This is a genomic window from Rheinheimera sediminis (genome assembly GCF_004005375.1).
GTDB lineage: Bacteria > Pseudomonadota > Gammaproteobacteria > Enterobacterales > Alteromonadaceae > Pararheinheimera.
In genome coordinates this window covers 1-26,104 of sequence record NZ_RZUF01000007.1, presented here as the reverse complement: position 1 = coordinate 26,104, position 26,104 = coordinate 1, and the positions used below count along the sequence as shown (strand labels likewise).

The 26,104-nt window shown below is 49.5% G+C and carries 23 protein-coding genes and 1 pseudogene; 10 read left to right on the top strand and 14 right to left on the bottom strand.

The genetic code is table 11. The features are described 5' to 3' along the window. Positions 1–52 precede the first annotated feature (52 nt). The 4 genes from EMM73_RS05960 to EMM73_RS05945 are packed head-to-tail and all read right to left on the bottom strand — an operon-like array spanning position 53 to position 4,396. Positions 53–1,162, bottom strand: coding sequence for an ABC transporter ATP-binding protein (locus EMM73_RS05960; RefSeq protein ID WP_127685543.1), 1,110 nt, complete (start codon positions 1,160–1,162; stop codon positions 53–55). Positions 1,163–1,174: 12 nt separating this feature from the next. Continuing rightward, complete coding sequence (locus tag EMM73_RS05955) at positions 1,175–2,104, bottom strand: carbohydrate ABC transporter permease (protein WP_222422606.1); 930 nt, start codon at positions 2,102–2,104, stop codon at positions 1,175–1,177. A gap of 1 nt (position 2,105) precedes the next feature. Continuing rightward, positions 2,106–2,993, bottom strand: a complete 888-nt coding sequence (locus EMM73_RS05950; protein WP_127685542.1) for a carbohydrate ABC transporter permease — start codon at positions 2,991–2,993, stop codon at positions 2,106–2,108. Next, positions 2,993–4,396 (bottom strand): ABC transporter substrate-binding protein, encoded by a 1,404-nt coding sequence (locus tag EMM73_RS05945; RefSeq protein WP_127685541.1) that lies wholly within the window; start codon positions 4,394–4,396, stop codon positions 2,993–2,995. The genes EMM73_RS05950 and EMM73_RS05945 overlap by 1 nt, the downstream gene beginning before the upstream one ends. Positions 4,397–4,831: 435 nt before the next feature. Here EMM73_RS05945 and EMM73_RS05940 point away from each other — a divergent pair, with 435 nt between their 5' ends. Further along, entirely contained in the window at positions 4,832–5,821 is a 990-nt protein-coding gene (locus EMM73_RS05940) for a Gfo/Idh/MocA family protein (RefSeq protein ID WP_186435139.1), read from the top strand. A gap of 400 nt (positions 5,822–6,221) precedes the next feature. Here EMM73_RS05940 and EMM73_RS05935 read toward each other — a convergent pair whose 3' ends face one another. Continuing rightward, entirely contained in the window at positions 6,222–7,103 is an 882-nt protein-coding gene (locus tag EMM73_RS05935) for an SDR family oxidoreductase (RefSeq protein ID WP_127685539.1), read from the bottom strand. A 93-nt stretch (positions 7,104–7,196) separates the two neighbouring features. Here EMM73_RS05935 and EMM73_RS05930 point away from each other — a divergent pair, with 93 nt between their 5' ends. The 5 genes from EMM73_RS05930 (at position 7,197) to EMM73_RS05910 (ending at position 10,925) form a co-directional block, all read left to right on the top strand. Further along, positions 7,197–7,808 carry a TetR/AcrR family transcriptional regulator gene (locus EMM73_RS05930; protein WP_127685538.1) on the top strand — a complete coding sequence of 204 codons (612 nt, stop codon included), beginning with the start codon at positions 7,197–7,199 and terminating at the stop codon, positions 7,806–7,808. 113 nt (positions 7,809–7,921) lie between these two features. Next, positions 7,922–8,221 (top strand): hypothetical protein, encoded by a 300-nt coding sequence (locus EMM73_RS05925; RefSeq protein WP_145987561.1) that lies wholly within the window; start codon positions 7,922–7,924, stop codon positions 8,219–8,221. A gap of 204 nt (positions 8,222–8,425) precedes the next feature. Continuing rightward, positions 8,426–9,982, top strand: a complete 1,557-nt coding sequence (locus tag EMM73_RS05920; RefSeq protein ID WP_127685536.1) for a M20/M25/M40 family metallo-hydrolase — start codon at positions 8,426–8,428, stop codon at positions 9,980–9,982. Between the two features lie 27 nt (positions 9,983–10,009). Continuing rightward, positions 10,010–10,540 carry a hypothetical protein gene (locus tag EMM73_RS05915; RefSeq protein ID WP_127685535.1) on the top strand — a complete coding sequence of 177 codons (531 nt, stop codon included), beginning with the start codon at positions 10,010–10,012 and terminating at the stop codon, positions 10,538–10,540. A gap of 43 nt (positions 10,541–10,583) precedes the next feature. Next, complete coding sequence (locus EMM73_RS05910) at positions 10,584–10,925, top strand: gamma-glutamylcyclotransferase family protein (RefSeq protein WP_127685534.1); 342 nt, start codon at positions 10,584–10,586, stop codon at positions 10,923–10,925. Positions 10,926–10,979: 54 nt separating this feature from the next. Here the strand turns inward: EMM73_RS05910 and EMM73_RS05905 are convergent, their stop codons facing one another. The 3 genes from EMM73_RS05905 to uxaC are packed head-to-tail and all read right to left on the bottom strand — an operon-like array spanning position 10,980 to position 14,781. After that, the gene (locus EMM73_RS05905; protein WP_127685533.1) at positions 10,980–11,780 is read right to left on the bottom strand and encodes a ThuA domain-containing protein; all 801 of its coding nucleotides are present in this window, start codon (positions 11,778–11,780) and stop codon (positions 10,980–10,982) included. Continuing rightward, the gene (locus EMM73_RS05900; protein ID WP_127685532.1) at positions 11,777–13,339 is read right to left on the bottom strand and encodes a mannitol dehydrogenase family protein; all 1,563 of its coding nucleotides are present in this window, start codon (positions 13,337–13,339) and stop codon (positions 11,777–11,779) included. The genes EMM73_RS05905 and EMM73_RS05900 overlap by 4 nt, the downstream gene beginning before the upstream one ends. An 11-nt stretch (positions 13,340–13,350) precedes the next feature. Further along, positions 13,351–14,781, bottom strand: a complete 1,431-nt coding sequence (gene uxaC, locus EMM73_RS05895; protein ID WP_127685531.1) for a glucuronate isomerase — start codon at positions 14,779–14,781, stop codon at positions 13,351–13,353. A gap of 295 nt (positions 14,782–15,076) precedes the next feature. On the opposite strand from uxaC, the gene EMM73_RS05890 reads away from it, so the two are divergent. Beyond that, complete coding sequence (locus tag EMM73_RS05890; protein WP_127685530.1) at positions 15,077–16,117, top strand: LacI family DNA-binding transcriptional regulator; 1,041 nt, start codon at positions 15,077–15,079, stop codon at positions 16,115–16,117. A gap of 57 nt (positions 16,118–16,174) precedes the next feature. On the opposite strand, the gene iolB is transcribed toward EMM73_RS05890, so the two are convergent. Continuing rightward, the gene (gene iolB / locus EMM73_RS05885) at positions 16,175–16,978 is read right to left on the bottom strand and encodes a 5-deoxy-glucuronate isomerase (RefSeq protein ID WP_127685529.1); all 804 of its coding nucleotides are present in this window, start codon (positions 16,976–16,978) and stop codon (positions 16,175–16,177) included. Then, a complete protein-coding gene (locus EMM73_RS05880) occupies positions 16,959–17,822 on the bottom strand; it encodes a MurR/RpiR family transcriptional regulator (RefSeq protein WP_186435138.1) in 864 nt (287 codons plus the stop codon). Before EMM73_RS05880 ends, iolB begins: the two co-directional genes overlap by 20 nt. Before the next feature lie 207 nt (positions 17,823–18,029). On the opposite strand from EMM73_RS05880, the gene EMM73_RS05875 reads away from it, so the two are divergent. From EMM73_RS05875 to EMM73_RS05865, 3 genes are read left to right on the top strand one after another with little or no spacing between them, the layout of a single operon-like run. After that, the gene (locus EMM73_RS05875; protein WP_127685527.1) at positions 18,030–19,976 is read left to right on the top strand and encodes a bifunctional 5-dehydro-2-deoxygluconokinase/5-dehydro-2-deoxyphosphogluconate aldolase; all 1,947 of its coding nucleotides are present in this window, start codon (positions 18,030–18,032) and stop codon (positions 19,974–19,976) included. Beyond that, positions 19,973–21,808 (top strand): 3D-(3,5/4)-trihydroxycyclohexane-1,2-dione acylhydrolase (decyclizing), encoded by a 1,836-nt coding sequence (gene iolD, locus EMM73_RS05870; RefSeq protein WP_127685526.1) that lies wholly within the window; start codon positions 19,973–19,975, stop codon positions 21,806–21,808. The genes EMM73_RS05875 and iolD overlap by 4 nt, the downstream gene beginning before the upstream one ends. A gap of 30 nt (positions 21,809–21,838) precedes the next feature. Further along, positions 21,839–23,341, top strand: coding sequence for a CoA-acylating methylmalonate-semialdehyde dehydrogenase (locus tag EMM73_RS05865; protein ID WP_127685525.1), 1,503 nt, complete (start codon positions 21,839–21,841; stop codon positions 23,339–23,341). Between the two features lie 97 nt (positions 23,342–23,438). On the opposite strand, the gene EMM73_RS05860 is transcribed toward EMM73_RS05865, so the two are convergent. The 4 genes and pseudogenes from EMM73_RS05860 to EMM73_RS05845 all read right to left on the bottom strand — a co-directional run. Then, complete coding sequence (locus tag EMM73_RS05860; protein ID WP_127685524.1) at positions 23,439–24,746, bottom strand: jacalin-like lectin; 1,308 nt, start codon at positions 24,744–24,746, stop codon at positions 23,439–23,441. A 668-nt stretch (positions 24,747–25,414) separates the two neighbouring features. Further along, positions 25,415–25,618, bottom strand: coding sequence for a hypothetical protein (locus EMM73_RS05855; RefSeq protein ID WP_127685523.1), 204 nt, complete (start codon positions 25,616–25,618; stop codon positions 25,415–25,417). Beyond that, entirely contained in the window at positions 25,615–25,821 is a 207-nt protein-coding gene (locus tag EMM73_RS05850; protein WP_127685522.1) for a hypothetical protein, read from the bottom strand. Before EMM73_RS05850 ends, EMM73_RS05855 begins: the two co-directional genes overlap by 4 nt. Positions 25,822–25,857: 36 nt before the next feature. Then, a pseudogene (locus tag EMM73_RS05845) lies at positions 25,858–26,104 on the bottom strand (phosphoesterase); the annotation flags it as partial.

The window sequence follows — 26,104 nt, the reverse complement described above, 5'->3', positions numbered from 1 at the left end:
AAAAGGCCAGAAAGCTAAGCATTCTGGCCAAAGGGCCATCCAGAGAAAAAGATCAGCCAACCAGATCTAAAGCTGCAGTATTCGGTAACAAGCGCACACCGGCCTCGTTAAACAGATAACAGTGGCTGCAATCAAAGCGCACTGCCACTTTGCTGTCGACCTGCAAATCACAGTCACCTTCAAGGCGCAGCACCAGCACATCACGAGCTGCATTACACAAGTGAATAAAACTTTCTACGCCAAGCCGCTCAACCACATCGACAGTCCAGCTGTGTTCGCTATTGTTTTCACTACCGCTACCCGGTTGCAGCAGCTCCAGCTTCAGATGTTCTGGCCGAACCCCAAGCTGTAAATCCGAACCATCTCTGTAACCACAATCGAGCTGTAACTTCTGACCAGACTGCAAGGTAAACACATCGGCCTGTAAATTGCCGCGCAGCAGATTCATTTTTGGCACACCAATAAACTGCGCAACAAAGGTATTTTCCGGGTCACGGTATAAGTCCATCGGCTTGCCCATCTGCGCGACATGGCCGTTGTTCAGTACTATGATTTTCTGCGCCATGGTCATGGCTTCGACCTGATCGTGGGTGACATAAACAATAGTGGAGCCAAACTCGCGGTGTAATCGCATCAGCTCGGTACGCATCTGCACCCGCAATTTAGCGTCCAGGTTCGACAGCGGCTCATCAAATAAAATCACTTTCGGCCGTTTTACTATGGCGCGGCCTATAGCCACACGCTGACGCTGCCCACCAGATAAAGCCGCAGGTTTGCGCTCCAGTAAATGTTCCAGCTCCAGCATTTTGGCGGCTTCTAACACTCTGCGATTGATTTCGGCTTTGTCCGTTTTTTTCAGCGCCAGCGCAAAACCAATGTTTTCTGCCACCGTCATATGCGGGTACAACGCATAAGACTGAAACACCATGGCAATTTCACGCTGATCCGGCGAGACGTTGTTCATCAGCTTGCCGCCAATTTTCAGCTCACCGCTGCTGATATCTTCCAAACCTGCAATCATCCGAAGCAAAGTGGATTTGCCGCAGCCTGAAGGGCCAACAATTACGGCAAACTCGCCTTCATTAATGGTGACATCTATGCCCTTCACCACTTCTGTGCCCATGTAGTTCTTTTTGATATTAATCAGTTCAATCTGTGACATAACAAAATCCTCTTATCCTTTCACGCCGCCGGAGAAAGTCTGGGTCAGAAACTTTCGGGCGAAGGCAAATGCAATGACGGCGGGCAAGGTGTAAATCACAGCCAGTGCCGTTAAGAAACCATAATCAATGGCGTCGACGCGCAAAAAGGCGCGGAACATGCCCAGTGGCAAAGTTTGTAACTCAGGTGATGAAGTGAACATCAGTGGCATTAAAAAATCACCCCAGGCGTTAATAAAAGCAAACAAACCTGCGGCGGCAAAACCTGGTAACGCCAGCGGTATTAATACATGACGCACAGTTTGCCACTGGCTGGCACCATCCAGCGCTGCGGCTTCTTCATAGTCTTTCGGAATGGCGTCAAAAAAGGTTTTCATAATCCAGATTGCCAGTGGTAACTGCATAGCGGTTTGGATCAAAATCAAGCCAAGGTAACCATCAACAAAAGAAAAGATCCGGCTCAGCACCACTTGTTGCGCTACATCAGAGGTCAGGCTGTTGATCAGATTGTTAATCCATTCATTTAAAAACAGCATCACTTTGTACACAGGGACAATCAAGGCTGGCGGCGGCACTATCCGCACCAGAATGATGGCGTACAGCAAAGGCCGCTTCCACCAGGCCTGAGTGCGCGATAAAGCATAACCACCAAAACCGGCCAAAATTAAGGTCAATAGCGTTGCAGTACCAACAATACCTACAGAGTTCAGTACCCAGCGCACTCCGCTTTCATTGGCCAACAGGTTCCAGAAATGGTTAACGGTAATGCCATCAGGAATTTGTAAAAACTGACTGGCTTTGGGATCAAAAGCTGCCAGCACTACCCAAAAAAATGGCATCAGGCAAAACAGGGAAATAAGCACCAGCGTAAGATAGGCGCGGCGCTGTGAAGCATGATGCGTCATGATGGTTTCCTCATTGGCCGGTCTGACTAAAGTCACCATCTCAGACCTCCACCTTCAGTGCTTTGACATAGATAATTCCCAGCACCATAGAAACCACCAGACTAATCACAGCCACTGCTGCACCATAGCCCAGCTGAAATGCTGTAAACGATTGATTGTAAATGTAAATACCTAAAATCTCTGTGCTGTTAGCCGGGCCACCACGACTTAGGGTGTACACCAGACCAAAAATAGCGAAGGTGGTGACAGTAGAAATAAACATATAAAGAAAGATGGTCGGCATCATCATAGGCACTGTGATACGCCAGAAAATTTGTGTATCAGTGGCGCCATCCACCCGGGCAGCTTCGTAAATATCTTTCGGAATAGAGGCCAGGCCAGAGGTCAGCAAGATCATCGCAAAAGCTATACCGCGCCAGGTATTGACGATAATGATCGACATTAACGGGAAGGTGTACAACCACTGCTGTGGTTCGACACCAAACCAGGCCACCAGCCGGTTTAAAGTGCCATATTCACCGCTGGCAAACATAGAGATCCATAAAAAGCCAACCACCATTTCCGGCACCGCATTCGGCAGACAAATAATGGCGTTAAAAATGGATTTGTATTTCACTGGCCGCTGCAGCATTAAGGCCGAGGCAAAACCCAATACAAACTGGCCAATGACTGCAGAACCAATGACAAAAATCAGCGTGACTTTCAATGAGTTCCAAAACAGTGGATCGCTAAACAAACGGCTGAAGTTGCGCAGGCCGACATAGGATGATTCCTGTGCCGCAAAGCCCAATAACGCATCGTCGGTTAAGCTTAACGAAAAGGCATAAAAGGCCGGAAATACAATAAAAGCAGCCATCAGCACCAAAGCCGGTGTCATCATAATGCGATAACCGAACTGCCTTCTGGCTTCGTACGTCATATTAAACATCAATTCTTCTCCACTTCAGTGGCTAAAGCGGCGGGCAAAGGCAGGGTTTTGGCGAGTTGTTGCTCCACCATTTCAGCACCCAGCACATTCACCACATAGTCATGCAGTTGCTGCTGAGCCTGCAGCGCATTAGCGCGGCCCGTCAGTACAGCTTCAGACGCCTGAGCCACACCAGCCATCATGGCGTTCGAGCCTACCGTAGTGCGCAGCGCACGGGTTTCAGTTAAAAGTGCATGGTCCTGCATTAAGCTGTCTAAAGCGATAAAGTCAGGATGCTCTTTCGCGTCCAGCCGAGCTGGCACATTGCCCAGCTTCACCGCATAGGCCAAAGCGACATCCACTTCACCTAAAGCCAGAACTAACTGACGGGCCAGCTGTTGCTGCCGTGATTTAGCATTAACAGCCCAGGCATAGACCACAGACGCCAACGCAAAAGGTTCACCGCCATCGGCACTGGGGAATTTCCAGGTTTGCACTGAAGTATCGACATTAGCAATAGGATTACGGCTGCCAGGGCCCCAGTCGAATACTTTGCACCAGCTGCCACAAGTGGTGATCAATAGCTCACCTTTGGGAAACATTTCGTATTTGGGAATAACCCAGGGTTCCGGGTTCAATAGCGGATTCACCGGCGTCAGCTGTTCCTGCACCAGCGTCTGGTAAAAACCAAAAGCCTGACGCACTGCATCGTCATTCAGCTGATACTGATTGCCTGTACTTAACAGCTGATAATCCTGAAAACTGGCGAGTAAATAACGAAACCCTTCGGTGTAAGAGCCCATACCCCAGGTTAAACCTGCAGGGATCATCAGCGGGAACTGGCCCATCTGCTGTTTAATCTGACGGCTGCGGTTGAGTAAATCCTGCCAGTCTTTTGGTTGCTCTGTGCTGATACCAGCAGCTGTTAATAAATCATGGCGGTAATACAGCTGCTCTACAGCCACAATGGAAGGCACCACATACACCTGTTCGTCAAAACTGGCTCGGGTTAAGGTTTTGACTAAAGCAGGCAGTTGCTGATACCCCGGCCAGGCTTGCACATCAGCCGTCAGATTGGCCAGATAACCGGCAGCGGCTAAATCGTCCACCTGCAAATCCCGTGGCACAGTAAACACATCGGGTGCATTCCCAGCTCGTAATTCAGTCACCAGCTTGGTGAAATAATCCTGTGGTGGTGCCGGGTATTCGACAATTTTTAAGCGTACGCCAAGCTCTGCTTCCAGCTTGGGCTGCAGTTGATACAAAGCCTGCAGGCGCGCTGTCCTGTGCTCTGCGATGACTAATGTGGGTCGTGTTTGCTGTGGGTTTAAATCTGATGGCAGCTCCCCGCTCCACCAGATTGCAGCAACGACCGCCGCTGCTGCGATAGGCAGCAACACCAGCGTTTTTTTTGTCCAGCTCATTTGTCCAGCTCTTATTTTTGTATACCTAGAGTACTTGCTGTTGCAGCAATTCAGACTGCGAGCCCATGCGGCAGCCACATAAGCCTGCTATTCAGCTGCCCTATGTCTCTGACGTTGGCGCACCTGTCGCCCTTCTGCAACTTCAACTACTTTTGGTATTGTTCGCACCTTTGGTGCCTTTGCCTTGCTATCTGACATCCCCATGGAAGGTTCTGCCGATGCGGCTATTTTTTACCCTGTCGCAATTGATAATACGCATATTGACACCGGTGTCAATATGCAATTTAATGATGCAGTGCGATTCACAGTGGTGCAAAAAATCATGCTGGGTTGCACAAACAAGAATGGACAACAATAAAGAACAACAGAGTGTTGCACTGCGTTTAACGCAGCCTGCAGCAGCTTTCCGATCAGCAGTAGTGGGTGGAGAATAACGTGGAACTGAAATTAGCAATTATCGGCTGTGGCACCAAAGCCACTCAATACATTCAAACCTGGATAGTGCGCTCTGACATTCAGTTGCTCGCCGTGATGGACCCCAATGGCAAAGCCATGGACAACGTCTGCAGCATTGCTGCACAGGCCGGTAAAACCGCCCCACTCTGTTTTGATAGCTGGCAGACTTTATTAAAAGAGCAGCACCAGCAACTGGATGCTGTGTATATTTGTACGCCACATGCCAATCACGCCGAACAAGCATTGCTGGCGTTGGAGTTAGGCCTGGATGTACTGCTGGAAAAACCTATGGTGACCAGCGTGGCCGAAGCCGAAGCTTTAGCGGCGGCGCAGCAAAAGTCAGGTAAAACTTTGGTAGTGGCTTATCAGGGTGGTTTGTCACCGCTGGTGCAAGAGTTAAAAGACGCCATTGCCAACGAAAAATACGGCGCTTTAGTCAGTATCAATGCCGCCATATGGGAAGACTGGGCCGACAAATACCAAGGCCACTGGAAGCAAGTACCAAAAATTTCCGGCGGCGGTTTTATGTTTGATACCGGCGCTCATATGATGAATACCGTATCAAAAATCACCAGCAAGCCCTTCTCCCGCATCAGCGCCATTATGCATAACCACGGCTTTCCGGTGGATGTGGTGACCAGCGTTTCAGGCGAACTCAACGACGGCACGCTATTTAACCTGCACGCCTGCGGCCGCAGCATCCGCTGTGTATCGCGCATTGAATGCTACTTTCCACAAGCCATAGTGCGTATTTGCGCCTGGGGCCGCTGGATGGAAATTGAAGACGCGCAAGGCAATGTGGTGCGTAAAGATCAGGAAGCCGCCAACAACCTGATGAATGTATTTATGCAAACCCGCAACGGCGAAATCGAAAACCCATCCGACGTGCAACAAGGCCTGCGTATGGCCCAGTTATGGGACGCCATCAAACTATCCGCCAGCCAGCATGGTGTGCCTGTGACTTTGTAAGACTTGGTTATCTTAGCCAAAGCTCTGGGTCAGAGCTTTGGCCCTGACTTTTTGGTTAGTTTTCGCTTGTTTCCGCACTTTGAATCTATAAAAAATTCATGGCTTACAGCTGCGAAATACCGATGCATAGGTTATCTCAAAACAATGTTTGGCAATCTTCTGCCCCCAAAAACTGCTGTAGACACTGCTCGAATTTTCTGCTGGTGCCATTGAAGTAATTTAAGAACAACTAGCCTACGGCCTTCATAAATTTATGAAGGCCGGAAAAACCTATTGAAATAGAAGTACTTCGACGGCAATTTGGTTGGATGCTTTAAAATATTCGACTTGTTGTCGAGAACAACCTGGTGCCAACTAATATAGCTGGACCAACCCACAACTATTTTGTTACCTCTACGCTTTACACGTCAGCACCACCTAAAACCTTGTCGAGTTGCATCTCTTTTAAAACACGGTCTTGTATAGGTTGTTTTGCCGCATTAATTACATCCACCCCCCAAACCATGCCTACGGTAGTGCGCGTAGGACGCTTACCAGCTGGCATATCTGCTAATTTTATATAAGTATCTACAACCATCTGTGGATCAGGTGCTTGATCGCTCTGCATAAATTTGCCGAACTCCTCGAATAGAGCGGCAGGGATATTTGCTAATTCACCATAGCTGTCAAGGATATCGGTGCGTGTAGGTTGCTGCCCTGCATTACTTAAACCCGTTGGAAAGGGTCCTGGTTGTACTATTGCGACATCAATACCGAAAGGTGCTATTTCATAGCGTAAGCCTTGGAGGTAGCCTTCAAGAGCATGTTTGGTCGCAGCGTAAGTAGAGAAATATGGAGCAGAGAGCTGGCCAACCATTGATGAAGTGTTAATGAGCAGACCTGATCTAGCCTCGCGCATCGAAGGCAAAACAGCCTGTATAGTTCGGATAGCACCATAGTAGTTGGTTTCCATCTGCTCTCGAGCTTGATCAATGCTAAATGCCTCTGTAATGCCTAGGTACATTACACCTGCATTGTTAATCAAAATATCAATCTTGCCTACTTTTGCCAGTACATTTGCAATAGCAATTTTCACTGATTCGTCGCTGGTGATATCCATATCCACAACATGGATGGAATCGCTATACGCTTCCAGCTCGGTCTTAATAGCGACGTTCTTGCCTTCTGGGCTGCGCATAGTGGCAAACACTTGATAGCCTTTATCTGCAAAATCTTTCACTGCTTTACGGCCAAATCCACTGCTACTGCCAGTAATAACTACGTTTCTTTTTACATCACTCATATTTCTTTCCTATTCGATTGCCAATTAAATACCGGATGGTACAATAATACCCCGAATGTTGTTTGTCAAATTAAAATACCAGGCGGTATAAAAATGAGTTTGGAGCGAATTAAAGCTGCGAGAGGGCGACCAAAGACGCTAGACCGTGATCACGTCTTGGAAGTGGCAATGGATGCTTATTGGAAAGAGGACATAGGCAATTTGTCCCTTAATGAAATTTGCAGAAGATGTGATGTATCAAAACCAGGACTTTATCGTGAGTTTTTGAACGAAGATGGCTTGATGAAAGCTGTGATCATCAAGTACCAAAAAGAGGTGCTCAACCCTGTACTGGAGATGTTAAATAGTGAAGCTCCGTTTCGAGAAACTCTTAATAACCTGGTGTCATTCGCTACCTCAGTTGCTGATACTAAAGATGCTCCAAGAGGATGCCTTTTAATAAAAATGCGCGAATCGCGAATGCATTTGGGTGAAGCCACACGAGCACAAATCGATTTCATTCAGGAGCAAGCATTAAGTGCTTATAGAGCATGGCTGGAGCGTTCACAGGCCAAAGGTGAATTTAATGCAGACATGTCATCAGAGTTTGCAGCAACCTACATCGATGCACAGCTAAGTCATGCTGCGTCACAGCTAGCTCGCGGTGAAAATCAGCTAATTGTGAAAAAAATGTTGTTAGTCGCATTTTCTATGTTGGTTGAGTAAGTAATTTGGGGCACGTTTAAGGATCTAAAGAATTCAAAGCATTTTTAAAAGGAAATACATAATTTATTTTGGGGAACGCTCTTGTTGGCATTTTGATTCTGCTGAGTATCCCATTGGAAAATGAGTTTACAATTGGTCAGTATGCATTCTTGATTAGCTTTTCTATCTTTTTAGATCTTCTTCCGACGATAGGGTATTTTTTGGGTAGTTTTTTTTGCAAATCGCAGAAACTCCACTGGTCAACGCAGCTGTTTTTAGGTGTTATTAGTGGTCTGTTTACTCAGGTTCTGCTTCCCAAATTGGGGCTTGTTGGTGGTGAAGGAGAACCGATGGGATTTATCTCTGGAATCTTGTTTATTATTGCATTTGCTCAACCACAAATTCAGTTTTGGCGGGTTAAACCAACAACGTAAGAATTGGTGACAGTTCTTGCCCTTTTCCCCTAAATACTTGGTTTTATCCGTCAAGCTTCAATTCACAGCAGCAACCCCCACAGCCATCTCTTATCTCACCATAACTGATGACGAGAAAATGATTATAAGTCATTATGTTAGCTCTTATTCTCTGAGTCGCAGCACCCTGCGCCACTAAGCAAGGTGCTCAGTAGGAAAACAACCATGCTCAAAGCCCAGTTTCATAGAATTCTATTGGCCTGCACCTTATTGGGCTTTAGCGGTGTTATTTCGGCACAGCCACTTGCCAATACCCAGGAGGTCTCCGGCACAGCAGTCACTGACACTTTGATACTCAAGGTCGCGCAAGCCAGTTTTGCCGAATATTTCGAATTACTGGCGCTGCCAAATGATGCAGCTGTTGCCCCTGATATTCAGAAAAATACCGATTGGCTGGCGCAGGCTTTTACCCGGCGTGGCTTTAAAACTCAGCAGTTGCCAAATAACGGTAAACCTCTGCTATTTGCCGAATATAAAAGCCTAAAGCCTGATGCAAAAACCATTTTATTTTATATGCATCTGGACGGTCAGCCTGTGCTGCCGGAACAGTGGGCACAGGCCAGCCCATGGCAGGCTGTGGTGAAAAAGCGTGATGCCCAAGGCCAGTGGCTTGAAGTGGATCAAAAAGCACTGCAACAACAGCCGCTGGACCCGGAACTAAGGGTTTTCGCCCGCGCTGCGGCTGACGATAAAGGCCCGATTATGATGCTGCTGGCGACATTCGACGCGATGAAAGCGGCCGGACTTTCGCCTGAATTTAATGTCAAAGTACTGCTCGACAGTGAAGAAGAAAAAGGCTCCCCCACTATTAATGCCATTGCCAAAGCCAATGCCGCTTTATTAAGCTCTGATGGCCTTTTAATACTGGATGGCCCGCAGCATCAAACAAACCAGCCCACGCTGGTGTTTGGAAATAGGGGTGCCACCAGTTTGACGCTGACTGTATATGGCCCAAAACTTCCGCTGCACAGCGGCCATTATGGTAACTATGTGCCGAACCCGGCCCAGCGCCTCGCTGCCCTGCTCGCCAGTATGAAAGACGATAATGGCCGCGTCACAGTCGCTGGTTATTACGACAAGGTGAAACTTACAGCTGCAGAGCTAAAGGTGTTGGCCGATGTGCCAGATGACGAAGTCGCACTGCGTAAGCGCACCGGTATTGCAAAGCCTGACGCTGTTGGCAGCAATTATCAGGAAGCATTGCAATACCCCTCATTGAATATCCGCGGTATGCAAGCGGCAGCTGTCGGCGATAAAGCCGCCAATATTATTCCGCATCAGGCAGTGGCCGAACTGGACCTGCGCACCACGCCTGAGGCAGATTCTGCCTATTTAACAGCTCTGCTGGAACAGCATTTACGCGCTCAGGGCTGGTATTTAACTCAAGGTGAACCCACAGATAGCGAACGTTCAACACAAAATAAAATTGCCTCGCTAACCCCAGGCGCTGGCGGTGACGCAGCCCGCACAGCGATGGATTCGCCGCTTGGTAACTGGGTGTATGGGGTGCTTAAACAAAATAATGCGAAGGTAGTGCGCGTCCGGATGATGGGCGGCAGCTTGCCAACGCAGCAACTGGTGGGTGCCTTGCAGGTGCCTTTTGTCATACTGCCGCTGGTGAACCCCGACAATAACCAGCATAGTTTCGACGAAAACCTGCGCATTGGTCACTATATAGATGGTATGAAAACCTTGCTGACTTTGTTACAAACCCCCTACTGAAACAGGCTGAATGAGTGAGAGATTGAGATGAGAATATGGATAGTTGCTGTTGGCTTTATTCTGGCTGTAGTAGCAGGCCTGCTTACCTTTCAGCAGCAGTTGGTATCGGCTTTGGTACTGCCGCCTTACATTGAATGGGCAAAAGCAACAGAGCAGGCCGGTGTGCAAACTGGCGAGCCTTTAGATACAAAACAACTGCTGCTCGCCCGGGAAATAGGCATAAAACATCCGGAAAAGGTCAGGCTGGTTTATGTAGACAGTGTGCCTTTCCCTTATGACAATTTAATGCTGACAACGGTTGGCGAAGCGCTGGGCTTTATTGGCGAAGGAATAGTGAATAACGCGCAGGTGTTTGGCTATGCCATTTACGTGCGGCGTGGCTACCCTTTGACAACACCACAGTTGGCACATGAACTGGTGCACGTTCTGCAAATTGAACGCTCGGACTTGCAGCAGGTGATCACGCAGCATTTTGCCGATTTAGTCACATATGGCTATGAAAACTCTCCGTTAGAAGTGGAAGCTTTTGCGGCCAACGAAAAATACCGCGGGCGCTGAGCCGGCCACACCTGAGCACAAACACCAGACTGGGAGAGCAACTATGCCACTGTTATTTTCGTATGGAACCTTGCAGCAAAAGCAAGTGCAGCTGGCTAATTTTGGCCGTGAGCTGACGGGAAGCAAAGATAGCTTGCAAGGCTATGTGGTGGGCGAAATTGAAATTACCGACGAGCGTGTTTTGCGTGAAAGCGGTAAAGCTTTTCATCCGATTTTACGTTTTAGCGGTGATCCGCAGGATGAAGTTGCAGGCACTGTGTTTGAAATTACAGAGCAGGAACTGGCCCAGGCGGACGATTATGAAGTGGATGACTATGTGCGGGTCGCTGCAGTGCTAAAGTCAGGTAAAACAGCCTGGATCTATGCTGCACATCACACTAGCTGATCTGCAACTCCCAGGGTCAGGCACTGTGCCGGACCCCGTGCCTGACCCTACTGCTTACTTATCCTTCTTCGCTGCCTTTTCCGCCAACATCAGTTTGCGGGGCTTTTTAAAGTAGGTTTGTTTGGGTGCGCCTTCTTCCAGCGGCACTGGTCGTCCCCAGTTGCCCATCATCCAGCCGCTGGTATGTGGCTGATGTGCCCATTGAATGGCGTTGGCCAGAATTTGCGTAATGTGTTCATTGCGATAAATAGGAAAGGTTTCGTGGCCTGGCGCGAAGAAGAAAATCCGGCCTCGGCCCCGGCTAAAAGTACAACCACTGCGCAGCACTTCACCGCCCTGATACCAGGAGTTAAAAATCAGCTCGTCCGGGTCCGGGATATCAAAAGGTTCGCCGTACATTTCGGACTGCGGCAGCTCGATTTGCGGTGGAATATTGTAGGCAATAGGATGAGCTGGTTTTAAACACCAAACCCGCTCCCGCTCGCCCCCTTCTGCTTCACGCCAGCTTAAATTACAGCTGGTGCCCATCAGGCGTTTAAACAGTTTGGCGTGATGACCGCTGTGCAGCACGATCAGGCCCATACCAGCCAGTACCCTTGCCTGCAATTTGTCGATTAGCGCATCGTCCAGCTCGTCATGGTATCTGTGGCCCCACCAGATGGCGACTTCGGTTTCGGCAATACGTTCAGCTGGCCAGCCTTGCTCCGGGTCGTCCAGGGTGGCAAGCGTCAAATCAAAACCATAAGGTTGCAACTGGTTGACGATACAGCCGCCTATGGTTTCCGGATACACTTCCTGCACGTCCGCATCTTCTTTTTCGTGGCGGCATTCATTCCAGACTGTGACTTTAATCATTTTGCTCTCCCGGCGTGCGCTGATACCAGATCTGAAGTCAGCTCTGAAGCAAGGCGCGGCGCCGCTGAATAATCCTGAACTTCTAATAATAAACTTTGCAAAGCGGTCGGCACACCGTTGGCGAGAATATAGCTTAGCCAATAAGTCAGCCTGTTGCGAAACAGTACAGACCCACTTAAAGCCGCCGGAAAAACCTGGCTCACCGCCAGGTACTGCCCCACCAGCTCGTCTATATGATCCCAATGCACCAGGCGGATTTGCATCAACAGATCAGCCAGCGGATCGGACACCTCCAGCGTATCGCCTTTAGCATCAAAGCCCATGCTAAAGCGCAACCAGCCTGCTACAGCAAAGCAGATTGCATCGACGCTCTGGCCTTTATCCAGCCTGATTTGAGCCGCAGCCAATAACCGCGGTGGAATTTTTTGCGAGCCATCCATCGCAATTTGCATGGTACGGTGCATTAAAGCCGGATTGGCAAAACGCTTTAACAAGGCGTCAATATACGTGGCTAAATCCAGCCCTTGCGGCGCCTGTAAGGTAGGCATCAGCTCGTTGCGCATTAAATGGCGCAGGTAACGTAAAAACACCGGGTCGGCTACCACCTGATGCACATAACTGTAGCCTGCGACTGCACCCAGATAAGCCAGAGCCGAATGGGCCCCATTCAGTAAGCGCAGTTTTGCTTGCTCAAAAGGTGCAACATCTTTCACCAGCATCACTCCGGCTTTTTCCCATGCCGGCCGTTCAGACGAGAAATGATCTTCCAGCACCCATTGGCTGTAGCTTTCGGTTTTCACCATAGCCTTGTCCAGATAGCCAGTGTCGGCGGCAAGGTCCAGCATGTCCTGCTCTGTAGTGGCTGGCACTATGCGGTCGACCATCGAATCCGGAAAAGCGATACTGCTTGCAATCCAACCCGCCAGTTCAGCGTCAATCTTCGCTGCAAACTGCTGTACCAGCCGCGCCAGAGTTTTGCCGTTTTGCGAAATATTATCGCAGCTGATCACAGTGACAGGCTTGAGCTTACGGACAAAACGCTGCTGCAAGGCCGCCACCAGATAACCAATGGCTGTTTTTGGCGCAGCTAAATGGCTTAAGTCGTGCTGAATATCGGCGTGAGTTAAATCGAGATCTCCGGTAGCCGGATTCAGGCAATAACCTTTTTCCGTAACCGTTAAAGAAAATATCGCTACTTCCGGCGAGGCCATCAGTTCAATCACAGCCTTTGGATCTTCAGGCGCAACCAGCACTTTAGCCACAGACTGGACCAGTTGTTGCTGCATGCCCGCCGCTGAGCTGGTGACCAGCGTATAAAGCCCTTGTTGCGGGTTCAGTTGCTGTGCAACAGCGCTTGATCGCAACGACACACCAGCAATCATCCAATTGCGCTCTGCTGTTTGTTGCATCACTTGTTCAGTGTAAAAGGCCTGATGGGCGCGGTGAAAAGCGCCTATGCCCAAATGTACTATGCGTATGTTGCTGTCACGATCAGGCGCAACCTGCTGTGGGCACGTAGCGGCTGATAAAAGTGGATAAGTTACTGCAGGTTCAGTCACGCTGTTACCCCTTACAATTGATAAGCTTTTTTCGCCAGTCCGTAGGCCAGGTCTCTGGCAATCACGGCGGCATCGTCTTCGTCCAGCATATGCCGAGTAACAAGTTCAGCCAAATAGACTGCATCCATCCGCCGCGCTACGTTGTGCCGCGCCGGAATAGATAAAAAGGCGCGGGTGTCGTCATTAAAACCTACTGTATTATAAAAACCTGCGGTTTCGGTGGTCTGCCGGCGGAACCGAATCATGCCCTCAGGGCTGTCATGGAACCACCAGGCCGGGCCCAGTTTCAGGCAAGGATAATGCCCGGCCAAAGGCGCCAGTTCGCGGCTGTAGGTGGTTTCGTCCAGCGTAAATAAAATCAGGCTTAAATCTTTGTTATTACCAAACTTGTCCAGTAACGGCTTGAGTGCTTTGACATATTCGATACTTTGCGGAATATCTGCGCCTTTATCCCGGCCAAATACACGGAATAGCTGATCATTGTGATTACGGAATGATCCAGGGTGCAGCTGCATCACCAGGCCATCGTCCAGTGACATTTCTGCCATTTTCACCAGCATATGAGCGCGGAATAATTCGGCATCTGCTGCGCTGACGTCTGTTTTACTTACCCCAGAATTCACAATACGGTCAAATAAGCTGCGCGCTTGCGCGTCCGTTAAATCCGCCGTTTGCGCTGTTGGATGGCCATGGTCGGTTGAAGTGGCGCCCATTTCTTTGAAAAAAGCACGACGCTGGCGTAAAGCAGTGATGTACTGATCATAATTGCGGCAATCTAAATCTGTGATTTGACTCAGTTTAGTTAAGCGGCTCTGAAACTGCTCATGCTCAGGGTCGATCACTCCATCTGGCCTGAAGGCCGTGATCACCTTGCCCTGCCAGCCTGAATTCCTGATCTGCTGGTGATAAGCCAAATCGTCTGTGGCGCATTCAGTGGTGGCAATCACTTCAATGTTGTAACGCTCAAATAAGCGGCGTGGTAAAAAGTCCGGCGTCTGCAGCGCATCGTTGATCACCTGATAATAATGACTGGCCGTCTGTTTATTTAGTTTCACATCAATACCAAAGGTATTCACAAAGGTGTGATTCAGCCACAAGCTGGACGGTGTGCCATGAAACAACGGGAAATGCTCGGCAAAAATCTGCCAGATTTTTTCCGGATCCTGCTCTATTGGTACGCCATCACGACGACGTAGCCCGAGTTGCTCCAGACTGACGCCCTGGCTGTACAGCATGCGAAACACATAGTGATCCGGCTTAATTAACAGCTCGGTTGGGTTCTCAAAGGGCTGATTTAACGCAAACCAGGACGGGTCGGTATGACCGTGCGGGCTGACGATAGGCAAATCTGCTACCTGCTGATACAAACGCCTGGCGATATCACGTTCAACCCCATGACTTGAAAACAAACGATCCGGATGCAAATGAAGTTTGGCAGGCATAAATCAGCAGGCCTCTGAGCTTGGATAGATAAAAGGAAATTTACAGTACTGCACAAATGCCGGACTGCGACTGTTGGCAGAATTTATAATGCAAATTGACACCGGTGTCAATTTGCATTATAGCTATACTGAAATAAAGTTTGCTGAGCCCGATTTTGGAGCAATACAGCGCAAATTCACTAATAAAAACAATAAGCATAAAAACAAATGACATACTGTTGCTATATACTGCGGCTCGTTATTATATTTTTTTGCGAACCTTATTGATTTTCCTGCTAAGGAGTATCTCAGAATAATGTCTTCCGTCACCATCAATGATGTAGCACGCTTTGCTGGCGTCTCGAAAAAAACTGTGTCCAGGGTGATCAATAACGAGATCAACGTGTCGGTTGAAACCCGCGACAAAGTGATGGCCGTCATTAATCAATTGGGCTTTAAACGTAATCCGCTGGGTATGGCGTTGGCGAAAAACCGCTCCTTGTTTATCGCCCTGCTGGCAGACAACCCTAGTCCTGGTTATTTACAGAAACTGCAAAAAGGTATTTTGCAATGCTGCAGCGAAGAGCATATGGGCTTGTTTTTATACGACTGCCGTTACCGCTCACCAGGCTTGGTCAATGAAATTGAAGAGTTTATAGATAACACCCTGGCTGACGGTCTGATTTTAGTGCCGCCTTTAAGTGATAAGCAGGATTTGCTGGATATGCTGGACCGTAAAAAAGTCTGTTATATCCGTATAGGTCCGAAAAATCAGGGCTGTGGAGACAGTGTAGGTTTTAATGGCGTCAAAGCCGCCTGCGAAATGACCAGTTACCTGCTGCGTTTGCGTCATAAAGAGATAGCTTTTGTGTTGGGTCATCCGGATCAGGAGTCAAGCCGCCGTGTTGAAACTGGCTTTCGCAAAGCTTTTGCCGACCAGGGTTTGTCGGTGAATGAAGCTCTGATAGTACAAGGCTATTACACGTATCAATCAGGTATTGATGCTGCCGCCACCTTGCTGAGCAAAGTGCCGCGACCTACTGCTATTCTGGCCGCTAACGATGAAATGGCGGCTGGGGTATTGTACGAAGCGCACAGCAGAGGCATTAAGGTACCGGAAGAATTGTCGATTTGTGGCATTGATGATATTTCACTGACCACCAAAGTCTGGCCTAACCTGACCACCATGCGCCAGCCAATCGCCACCATTGGCTACCGGGCTGCATTAATGCTGATCAACAAACTCAAGGGTAAACCTATGCCAGAAGCGGTCACCCCGGAAGATCAAAGCAATATTTACGATTGCGAGTTGATAGTGCGTGATTCTACCAGCGCACCAACTAACCTGCGTACTTGACGCTGCAACAAAAGGGCGGGATAGACCCCGCCCCTACATTTCTGGCGCTGTGCGCCATCATTTTTTAATGATCCAGTCATGTTGTGGGTCATTATGAAACACCCACTGCCGCTGCGGTCCTGCCATCACATTTAAGTAATACAACTGATAACCATGCGGCGCACCGACTGGGTGGTAGCCCTCTGGCACCAACACCACACTGTTATGTTCGACACAAATGGTTTCATCAATGCGTCTGTCGTCTGTGTACACACGCTGAAAAGCAAAACCCTGCTGTGGGTTCAACTTGTGGTAATAGGTTTCTTCCAGTGCACTTTCGGTTGGCAACGCATCTGTGTCATGTTTATGCGGTGGATAACTGGACCAATGGCCTGCTGGCGTAATCACTTCAGTAATAAGCAAACGTTCTGCCGGTAAATTACCAAATAGAATATTGCAAATTTGCCGCTCATTGGTGCCCTGCCCTCTGGTTTCACTAACACAGTCTGAAGGCTTAATTAACCGTGCTTGCAACTCGCCTTTAGCAGGTGCTTTACACAAGGCCACTTCCAGATTGCTTAAAGCCGTAATCTCCAGCCAGTCAACTGGTGGCAGGTACAAAGCATAAGGCGCTTTTTGCTCAAATACTGAAGTCCGGTCACCGATATTTTTAAAACTTAACGTCGATGACACCAAATCAGCCTGGCCGGATAAAATTACGGCACAAAGCTCCTGTTGGCCGGTCTGATAACAGTGTGATTCGCCTGCAGCCAGTACCACTACTTCAAAACCTACATACTGCCAGTTGGCGTTTTCCGGCGTTATATGCTGAATGCGGCCCTGACTGTCTGCAAGCTGAGGTTTACGGTGTAAATAGGACATCTGTCTCTCCCTGTATGACTGTTACTGCTTCGGTATCATGGATCAGCGCCAGTACCAGCGCTTGAATTAAGCTCATACTGGCGTTCAGTGAGCGGAACGAATGCACTTCAGCCTCCCTTACCAGTAAACTGACATCAGCTTCAGCGGCTAAAGGGCTTAATCTGCTGTCGGTGATCACTATCACTCCAGCTCCTGCAGCCCTTGCTCTGTTAATGGCTAACTGGGTTTCAGCAGCGTATGGCGCAAAACTAATGGCCAAAATCACATCTTCTGCATTAACTAAATTTAATGCTGCTTGTTGCATATAACCTACGCCGTCTAGCAGCTGTACTGCCAGGCCGGTATTACTCAGCAGATAACTGGCGTAACTGGCCACAGGATAAGCACGGCGTGCGCCCTGCAGATGAATAATTCGGGCCTGAGCCAGCAACTCACAGGCTTGGGTTAATAACTGCGGATCCAGCTCTTCTGTCAGTTGCAGCATAGCTCGTTCGTTGGCGGCGCTGATTTGTTGCAGATACATCAACCCAGCCTGTGCTGCAGGCACAGAATCATCCTGTTTTACCGCGGCGATACGGCTTTGGTAGTCAGGGCCAGTTTGCACCAGCCGGTTTTTAAACAGCTGCTGCATCTGGGAAAAACCACTAAAACCAAAGGCATTGGCAAACCGCACTAAAGCTGAAGCATGCACACCTGCGCCAGCAGCAATAGTAGCTGTAGTGCCAAAAGCCACAGTGTCCGGATGGTCCAGCAAATAGCGGGCAACCTGCTGCAACCTGTTACTCAGGGTGGCAAAACGCTGCTCAATAAGCTGTTCCAGTTGTTGTTGTGTGCTGCATATCATGCGTGGGTTATGTCCTTGAACGCTGTGCTCTGATGCAGTCATTCTGGCTCAGAGCGGCTTCACTGAGAATAAGTGTATCTGAATAAAACAAATATTCCAACTATTGTATAAATAGAAAATACATTCTATGCTGCTCTGGTCAATTTGTGATCATACTCTCTGTTCCACGCACAGAGTCCGGCTTGCAAAAAAGGAGCACAAGCAGTAATGCACACCATCAGCAAAACTTTAGACTTAATTTGTTTAGGCCGGGCTTCGGTCGATTTATACGGCCAGCAGATTGGCGACCGGCTGCAGGATGTTGGCTCCTTTGCCAAATCACTGGGCGGCTCGTCCTGTAATATCGCCTTTGGTGCCGCCCGCCTAGGCCTGAAAGCCTCGATGCTGACCCGGGTTGGCGACGAGCAGTTTGGCCAGTTTATTCGAGAGGAGCTGCAAAAAGCCGGTTGTGATACCAGCCATGTGGTGACAGATCCGAAACGCCTGACGGCGCTGGCTATTTTATCTATTAAAACCAAAGATCAGTTCCCGTTGCTGTTTTACCGCACGGACTGCGCCGATATGGCGATTGATTGCAGCGACTTTGACGAAGCTTATATAGCCTCCAGCAAAGCTTTACTGATCACAGGCACCCACTTTTCAACGGCTCATGTCGATCAAGTGGCGCGTCACGCCATTAGCTTCGCCCGAAAAAATCAAACCAAAGTGATTCTGGATATCGACTACAGACCAGTGCTTTGGGGTTTAACCGCCTTAGGCGAAGGCGACAATCGTTTTGTCTCCAACCAAAGTGTGACCGCACATTTGCAATCCATAGTGCCTTTATGTGATTTGATTGTTGGCACTGAGGAAGAAATTCATATCGCAGGCGGCAGCACCGACACTATTGAGTGCCTGCGCACGCTGCGAAAACTGACAGATGCAGTGATAGTGCTGAAACGCGGCGCAGATGGCTGCAGCATTTTTGAAGCGCACATTCCGGATGACTTAAATTCGGCCTTTTTCAGTCAGGGTGTGCGAGTCGAAGTACTAAACGTATTAGGCGCCGGTGATGCCTTTATGTCTGGCTTTTTACGCGGCTGGCTAAACGATGAAAGCTACGAGCGCTGCTGCGCTTATGCCAATGCCAGCGGAGCTTTAGTGGTATCCCGCCATGGCTGCGCTCCTGCGGTGCCGACACCTGAAGAGCTGGATTATTATCTGCAAAATCAACAGCGTATTCCAAGACCAGATCTGGACCCAGAACTGAATTACCTGCACAGAGTGACGACACGAAGCCCCCAAAGCTGGAACGAGCTTTGTATTCTAGCCTTTGACCATCGTAAGCAGTTTGTTGAAATGGCGCAGGCTGTCGGCGCACCTTTACAGCGGATTTCTAAACTCAAACAACTGATCCTGGCCGCCTGTCAGCAGGAAGTGGCAGCAGCCAACTGGCCTGTACAGGCCGGTGTGCTGATTGATGATACCTATGGCCAGGATGCGCTGAACGATGTAACAGGCACTGGCTGGTGGATAGGCCGTCCAGTCGAAGTACCGGCATCGCGCCCGCTGGAACTGGAAGGCGGTCGCTCTATCGGCTCACGCTTTATCAGCTGGCCAAAACAGCATATTGTCAAATGCCTGGTGTTCATGCACCCGGATGATGATTCAGAGCTGTGGCAGCAACAAGCCAGACAGCTGGAAGAGCTGTATCGCGCCTGTTGTGTCTCAGGCCACGAATTACTGGTGGAAGTGATACCGCCAGTTGGTTCAGCGCAGGATGACCAAACCATGGTACGGGCGCTGCAATTGATTTATCAACGTGGTATCCGACCCGACTGGTGGAAACTACCGCCGCAAAGTAAAAACTCATGGGTCGCCATTTCAGCACTGGTCAACCGCGAAGCACCGCATTGCCGTGGTGTGATCCTGCTGGGCTTAGATGCTCCGGCAGCAGAGCTGATGCAGGCTTTCGCTGACAGCGCCGCTTTCCCGCTGTGTAAAGGTTTTGCGATAGGCCGCACTATTTTTGCCAAACCCAGCCAAGCATGGCTGGCGAATGAACTCACAGACGCTGGCTTGCAACAACAAATTCGCGACAACTACCGCGCTTTGGTGCATGCATGGTTGAACCGTAACGCGCCAGAGAAACAGCAGCAGGAGATGCAGGCATGAACAGCACTATCCGTTTAACTACAGCGCAAGCGCTGGTGAAGTTTTTAAGCTGCCAGTACATAGAAGAAGATGGCGGAGCAGCTCCGTTATTCGCTGGTGTATTCGCTATTTTTGGTCATGGCAATGTGGCGGCTTTAGGTGAAGCCTTGTATACAGAGAAACACCATCTGCCCACCTACCGCGCCCACAATGAACAAGGTATGGCCCATGCCGCTATCGCCTTTGCCAAAGCCAACAACCGTCGCCGTATTATGGCCTGCACAACGTCCATTGGGCCAGGTTCAACCAATATGGTGACAGCAGCGGCGTTGGCTCATGTCAATCGCTTGCCTTTATTGCTGCTGCCTGGTGATCAATTTGCCAACCGCAAACCCGACCCTGTGCTGCAGCAAGTGGAAAACTTTCAAAATCCGATGACAGCAGCGACAGATTGTTTTATCCCGGTCAGCCGTTATTTTGACCGCATTAGCAGACCGGAGCAGCTGATCCATTCCTTGCCGGTGGCGATCGAAACCTTACTGGACCCGATCAACTGTGGCCCTGTGACTTTAGCTTTACCACAGGATGTGCAGGCAGAAGCTTTTGATTACCCGGCTTATTTATTTGAAAAACGCATCCACCGTATTCGTCGTCAGGGCCCGGATGAACAGGAACTGGCCGACGCGCTGGAATTAATACTGGCCGCTCGTAAGCCGCTGATCATTGCAGGTGGTGGTGTGCATCATAGCGGCGCTTGTCAGCAACTGGCTGATTTTGCTGTGGCGCATCGTATTCCTGTGGCAGAAACTCAGGCCGGTAAAGGTGCTTTGCCCTGGCAGCATGCCTGTGCTGTTGGCGGTATTGGCGTCACGGGTACAGCAGCAGCCAACCAACTGGCGGCAGAAGCAGATTTGATTATTGCCGTTGGTAGCAGATTGCAGGACTTTACCACTCAGTCCCGCACTGCTTTTGCCGGTAAACCTCTGCTGCAAATTAACGTCGCGCCTTTTGATGCATTAAAACACAGAGCCAAAGCTTTGGTTGGCGATGCCGCCTTATTGCTGAAGCTGTTGCATGACGCTCTGCCCTGCTGGAAAAGTGAAGAAAACTGGCTGAAACAGGCACAGCAACTGAATCAACAGTGGCAGCAGTTTTATGATGTGGTCACTGCTAATCCTGGCGATAACGCGCTACCGAGCGACGCTCAGGTATTAGGTGCAGTGAAACGCCAGTCAGAAAAAACCGATGTGGTGGTCTGCGCCGCCGGTGGTTTACCGGGCGAGCTGCATAAATTATGGCGCGCAGAAGGCCCTGGTACCTATCACGTCGAGTATGGTTTTTCCTGCATGGGCTACGAAATAGCAGGTGCTTTGGGCGTTAAAATCGCCAGCCCGGCCCGTGAGGTGTTTGTGGTCGTCGGTGATGGCTCTTATCTGATGATGAACTCTGAACTGGCTACCTCTGTGATGCTCGGCCGCAAAATTATTGTGGTGCTGTTGGATAACAGTGGTTACGGCTGCATCAACAGGCTGCAAAAAGGCACAGGCAACGCCGCCTTTAACAACCTGCTGCAAGACTGCGAAGGTCAGGCACCCGCTATTGATTTTGCCGGTCATGCCCGCGCTTTGGGTGCTTTCAGTGAAAGCGTCGCTAACATCAGCGAGCTGGAACAAGCCATAGGCCGGGCTCGCGCTGCCAGCAAAAGTTATCTGATTGAAATTAAAACCGATCCGCAAATCAGCACAGACAACGGCAGCTGGTGGGATGTGGCTATACCGCAAGTCTCAGACCAAAGCCGCGTGCGGCAGGCACTGACGGACTATCAGCAGCAACAACAGAATCAACCTTATTAATACAGACAGAGTTTTTACAGGAATTTATTTATGGACACTTTAGGTAACTACATCAACGGCCAGCATATCGCCAGCCACAGCGGCCGCAGCCAGAGCGTGTTTAATCCGGCAACCGGCGAAGCTCATGCTCAGGTCAGTCTGGCCACTGCAGATGAAACCCGTGCTGCTATCGCCGCTGCCGCTACTGCCTTTCAAAACTGGAGTCAGGTGACACCGCTGAACCGCTCGCGCGTGATGTTTAAATTCAAAGCCTTACTGGAACAGCACAGAGATGAGCTGGCGCTTTTAATCACCAAAGAGCATGGCAAAGTATTTTCCGACGCTCAGGGTGAACTGACCCGCGGTATTGAAGTGGTGGAATTTGCCTGCGGTATTCCACATTTACTCAAGGGCGAACATTCAATGAACGTTGGCCGTGGCGTCGACAGCTACAGTCTGATGCAACCGCTGGGGGTCTGTGCCGGTATTTCGCCTTTTAACTTCCCTGCCATGGTGCCTTTGTGGATGTTTCCTATAGCACTGGCCTGCGGCAACAGTTTTGTGATGAAACCTTCAGAAAAAGACCCGACAGTGCCGTTAAAACTGGCGGAATTATTGACCGAAGCAGGCTTGCCCGCTGGCGTATTCAATGTAATCAACGGCGATAAAGAAGCTGTGGATGTGCTGCTAACCGACTCGCGCGTGCAGGCTGTTAGTTTTGTCGGATCAACACCAATAGCTGAATATGTCTATGCCACAGGCAGCGCCCATGGCAAAAGAGTACAGGCTTTGGGCGGAGCGAAAAACCATATGCTGGTGATGCCGGATGCCGATCTTGAACAAGTGACCAGCGCTTTAATGGGTGCTGCTTATGGTTCGGCTGGTGAGCGTTGTATGGCAATTTCTGTTGCACTTTGTGTTGGTGACGAAGTAGCCGATGCGTTAATCGCCCAGTTGCAACAGGAAATCAGCACCTTAAAAGTAGGACCAGGCACGGGCGTCAGCCCTGAACCTCAGATGGGCCCTTTGATCAGCCGCCAGCATGCCGACAAAGTATTAAGTTACATCAACGCCGGTGTAGCTGAAGGCGCAACCCTGGTGGCCGATGGCCGTAATTTTGTCGTCAGTCAGCATCAACAGGGTTATTTTGTTGGCCCTACGTTGTTTGATAAGGTAACCCCTGATATGAGCATTTACCGCGAAGAAATTTTCGGCCCTGTGCTCGCCGTAGTGCGTGTGCCTTCTTTTGCCGAAGGCCTGGCACTGATTAACCAACACGAATTTGGTAATGGTACTGCTATTTTCACCGGCAGTGGCGAAGCCGCCCGTGAATTTACTGCCCAGGTGCAAGTCGGTATGGTCGGAGTCAACGTGCCAATTCCTGTGCCTATGGCTTTCCACAGCTTTGGTGGCTGGAAACGCAGCGTATTTGGCCCGCTGAATATGCACGGCCCGGACGGAGTACGTTTTTATACCAGAATGAAAACTATCACAGCCCGTTGGCCTAATGGTCAGGCTATGGGTAATCAGTTCTCTATGCCGACTATGAAATAGAACTCAGGTTTTACAGATAACCAAAAGCCCGCTTTGCGCCTATCAACAGCATAAAGCGGGCTTTTTCTTTAATAACGATTTTAATAACGGCCTGGAATTATAAAGCTACAGGGCTATAAATTACGCCGAGCTTATCGAGTTCAGTTGCGGCACGGCCATGAAAACCACTGATTTGCCAGCCAGCCGGAGCCTGATAACTGCTACAATTCGAGGTTTGACTGCCACCTGTTAAACTACGACCCGCACTGGTTTGCAGGCTGGCGTAAAAAATCCGCATAGCGCCATTACGATTGCCCTGACACAACAACACAGACTTCAGATATTCACCGCTATTCAGGGTTAAGCTGTTTAATGTACCACCATTACCTCCATGGCTAAAACTCTGGCCATTCGTCAGCTGTAGCCCGACCTGATCCACTCTGCTGCCACTGCGCAAGCTGATTTGACTGACTTTGGGCGTGGCTGGTAACTGGCTGACGGTATTAAAGGACACACCACCATCGCCACCAAACTGATCGCTCATCTTCCTGTTGGCCGGTGTGCTGTAACTCCAGCTGGCAGAGATCGGCGGATGATCCGACAACTTCAATCCTTCGGAGGTTTCGTCGTCCTGACGTACTTGATAATCAAGCAGCTGCAGGTTCAGATAGCCATTGTCGCGGTATAGTACTTTATCGACAATTTCACAGTTGGCCGCGCTGATTTTTGGCTCGCAAACCAAAGCTTCAGCACCCAAAGCCGGAATGTCGCCAGAGCGATACAATTCCACCCAGGTATCGGTAAAACCTAAACTCAATAACTCGCGGATATTGTCACCAGTGCGGGTATAGCGGGTGTTGGTGTCCCCCATCACTATCACCGCGTTCCCCGCAGACTGAGTGCTGATGTATTGTTTTAACTGCAGAATATTATTCCGACGGGCGTTTAAGTCAGCGCTTTCAACCTGAGCCTGAGTATGTAGATTGTAAATATCGACATAAACCCCTTCAGCCAACCGTACCTGCATTAGAGTAAAACCTTTGGGCGTCAGACAATCAACGCCGTTGCAGTGGTTCCATTTCACTCTTTTAATACTGCTGAAAGGCAAATGGCTCATGCTGTTTAAACCGCTGCCAAAACCCATACCTCCTGTAGTGGCAGAGCGATAAGGGTGGGTGTTGCAGGTATCGTATAAAGCGGCGTGGTAGTTAAAATCTTCCTGCACATTAACGATATCAAAGTCATTTACATAACAGCTGATCTGCTCTGTAGCGCTTTGCCTGTCGCTTTCGGCGCTGGAGAATAACTCCAGTAAACCAGCCACGTTGTAACTTAAGGTATTAAAAGTGCCGGCCTGCTGAGCCGCGGCGGGTGCGGCCACACAACAACTGATGCCAAGACCAATCAGTACTGATTTCATATGCATATCCTTCTCCGTAATTTTGTGGGTTATGGTGATGTCGTGCACAGAAAACTGGTCCTCAGCAGCTCATCACAGAAAGCGACAGAGCGCAGGACATCGACTCAGAATTCTCATTTTAAAGAGCAACTGCCCGTCATTTCCTGACAGCTGTTTTTAAAATATTTTTAAAGAGCCGCTTATCCTTGTTCCCTTTGTGTCGCTCATGTCATCCATAGAACGGCAGGAACCGATCACAGCTTTACCTCTCCTGTGTTATGGCCTCCAGCTCAGCCGCCACAGCAAAACCATGATTTGGCCTTCTGTTATCAGGAGGTTACCAGTTGGCCCAGAGTTGGAGCTGATCCTCAGTTAAAAGGCGCAGGTGCAGCAATTGCAGATCAGTTTTTGCCTGTTGCAGTAAACAGCTTTCTACAGCGGCGATACAGGGGCTGTGGTGTTAAACCGGGGCTTTAGCTTGTCTGCTGTCATGCTAAATTCGTGCTTACCAAGGTTGCAGCACCGAGGTGTCGGCCAAAAAGCCTTGCAACACTTTCACCTGCCATCATATTTCGACATAACCCACCCCATCGCTATGAGTCTGATTGCAGCAACATGCCTTCGTCATGGATAGAGTCAATCATCAGCTGCAGATAAGCGCTGTCGAGCTGGTAATCCGGATAACGGCTTTGGTACTAAGGTCGTTGATAAAACTCGACGCGCCCGGGCATATCAAGCAAATCAATTGCGTTGTAACGCATCCGCACCAGACTATCGGTCAAAGCAGTAAAGCTTTCCCAGTCGCATTGCAGCTTAGTGCCGCGAAAGTTCGCCAGCTCATCCACATCATTTTCAAAATACACCAGTAATGGTACTACCGGAGCGGCAAGCAGGATCAATGTTTGGCACCTTTTTGCTGATGTATCAGGCCTGAACGGGGTGCGCTTATCTCTGTCAGTAAAGCCTGACTTGCTGTATTCAGTCGCTGGTGCGCTTTTAAGTCAGCTGCAACAGCAATCAGAATGGTCAGGTTGGCCTCTGTATCAGAACTGCGAGCCTTGGGAAACAGTTGCGCCGGGTAGCATCGCCAGCTCAGCAGCATCAGCGCTGCCACTACAACCAGTAATAAGCTGCGCTATCATAAAGACAGCTTAATAAACACCGGATTGCTGTAAAACCACAAATCAAACCAAGGGTTTTCGCCTTTGGCATCAGGTTCTGGCTCCAACTCGTTTTTATTATTAGTGCCACGCAAGCGCAGATACTGACTGGTGCGTGCTTTACCCAGCGGTAACTCAAAGGTGCTGTAGCCGTCTTTGCTAGTCCAGTCGGCTGGATAAAAACGTTTGGCTATTTTGGTCTCTGGTGCTTCGTCGCTATTTCGC

Bases quoted from the DNA above. Each gene is read 5' to 3' on its own strand.
- EMM73_RS05890 (WP_127685530.1), top strand. From the start codon at position 15,077: ATGTCTTCCGTCACCATCAATGATGTAGCACGCTTTGCTGGCGTCTCG.
- EMM73_RS05880 (WP_186435138.1), bottom strand. From the start codon at position 17,822: ATGATATGCAGCACACAACAACAACTGGAACAGCTTATTGAGCAGCGT.
- EMM73_RS05955 (WP_222422606.1), bottom strand. From the start codon at position 2,104: ATGGTGACTTTAGTCAGACCGGCCAATGAGGAAACCATCATGACGCAT.
- iolB (WP_127685529.1), bottom strand. From the start codon at position 16,978: ATGTCCTATTTACACCGTAAACCTCAGCTTGCAGACAGTCAGGGCCGC.
- EMM73_RS05930 (WP_127685538.1), top strand. From the start codon at position 7,197: ATGAGTTTGGAGCGAATTAAAGCTGCGAGAGGGCGACCAAAGACGCTA.
- iolD (WP_127685526.1), top strand. From the start codon at position 19,973: ATGAACAGCACTATCCGTTTAACTACAGCGCAAGCGCTGGTGAAGTTT.
- EMM73_RS05910 (WP_127685534.1), top strand. From the start codon at position 10,584: ATGCCACTGTTATTTTCGTATGGAACCTTGCAGCAAAAGCAAGTGCAG.
- EMM73_RS05960 (WP_127685543.1), bottom strand. From the start codon at position 1,162: ATGTCACAGATTGAACTGATTAATATCAAAAAGAACTACATGGGCACA.
- EMM73_RS05935 (WP_127685539.1), bottom strand. From the start codon at position 7,103: ATGAGTGATGTAAAAAGAAACGTAGTTATTACTGGCAGTAGCAGTGGA.
- EMM73_RS05860 (WP_127685524.1), bottom strand. From the start codon at position 24,746: ATGCATATGAAATCAGTACTGATTGGTCTTGGCATCAGTTGTTGTGTG.
- EMM73_RS05850 (WP_127685522.1), bottom strand. From the start codon at position 25,821: ATGCTGCTGAGCTGGCGATGCTACCCGGCGCAACTGTTTCCCAAGGCT.
- EMM73_RS05950 (WP_127685542.1), bottom strand. From the start codon at position 2,993: ATGTTTAATATGACGTACGAAGCCAGAAGGCAGTTCGGTTATCGCATT.
- EMM73_RS05875 (WP_127685527.1), top strand. From the start codon at position 18,030: ATGCACACCATCAGCAAAACTTTAGACTTAATTTGTTTAGGCCGGGCT.
- EMM73_RS05905 (WP_127685533.1), bottom strand. From the start codon at position 11,780: ATGATTAAAGTCACAGTCTGGAATGAATGCCGCCACGAAAAAGAAGAT.
- EMM73_RS05945 (WP_127685541.1), bottom strand. From the start codon at position 4,396: ATGAGCTGGACAAAAAAAACGCTGGTGTTGCTGCCTATCGCAGCAGCG.
- EMM73_RS05920 (WP_127685536.1), top strand. From the start codon at position 8,426: ATGCTCAAAGCCCAGTTTCATAGAATTCTATTGGCCTGCACCTTATTG.
- EMM73_RS05915 (WP_127685535.1), top strand. From the start codon at position 10,010: ATGAGAATATGGATAGTTGCTGTTGGCTTTATTCTGGCTGTAGTAGCA.
- uxaC (WP_127685531.1), bottom strand. From the start codon at position 14,781: ATGCCTGCCAAACTTCATTTGCATCCGGATCGTTTGTTTTCAAGTCAT.
- EMM73_RS05865 (WP_127685525.1), top strand. From the start codon at position 21,839: ATGGACACTTTAGGTAACTACATCAACGGCCAGCATATCGCCAGCCAC.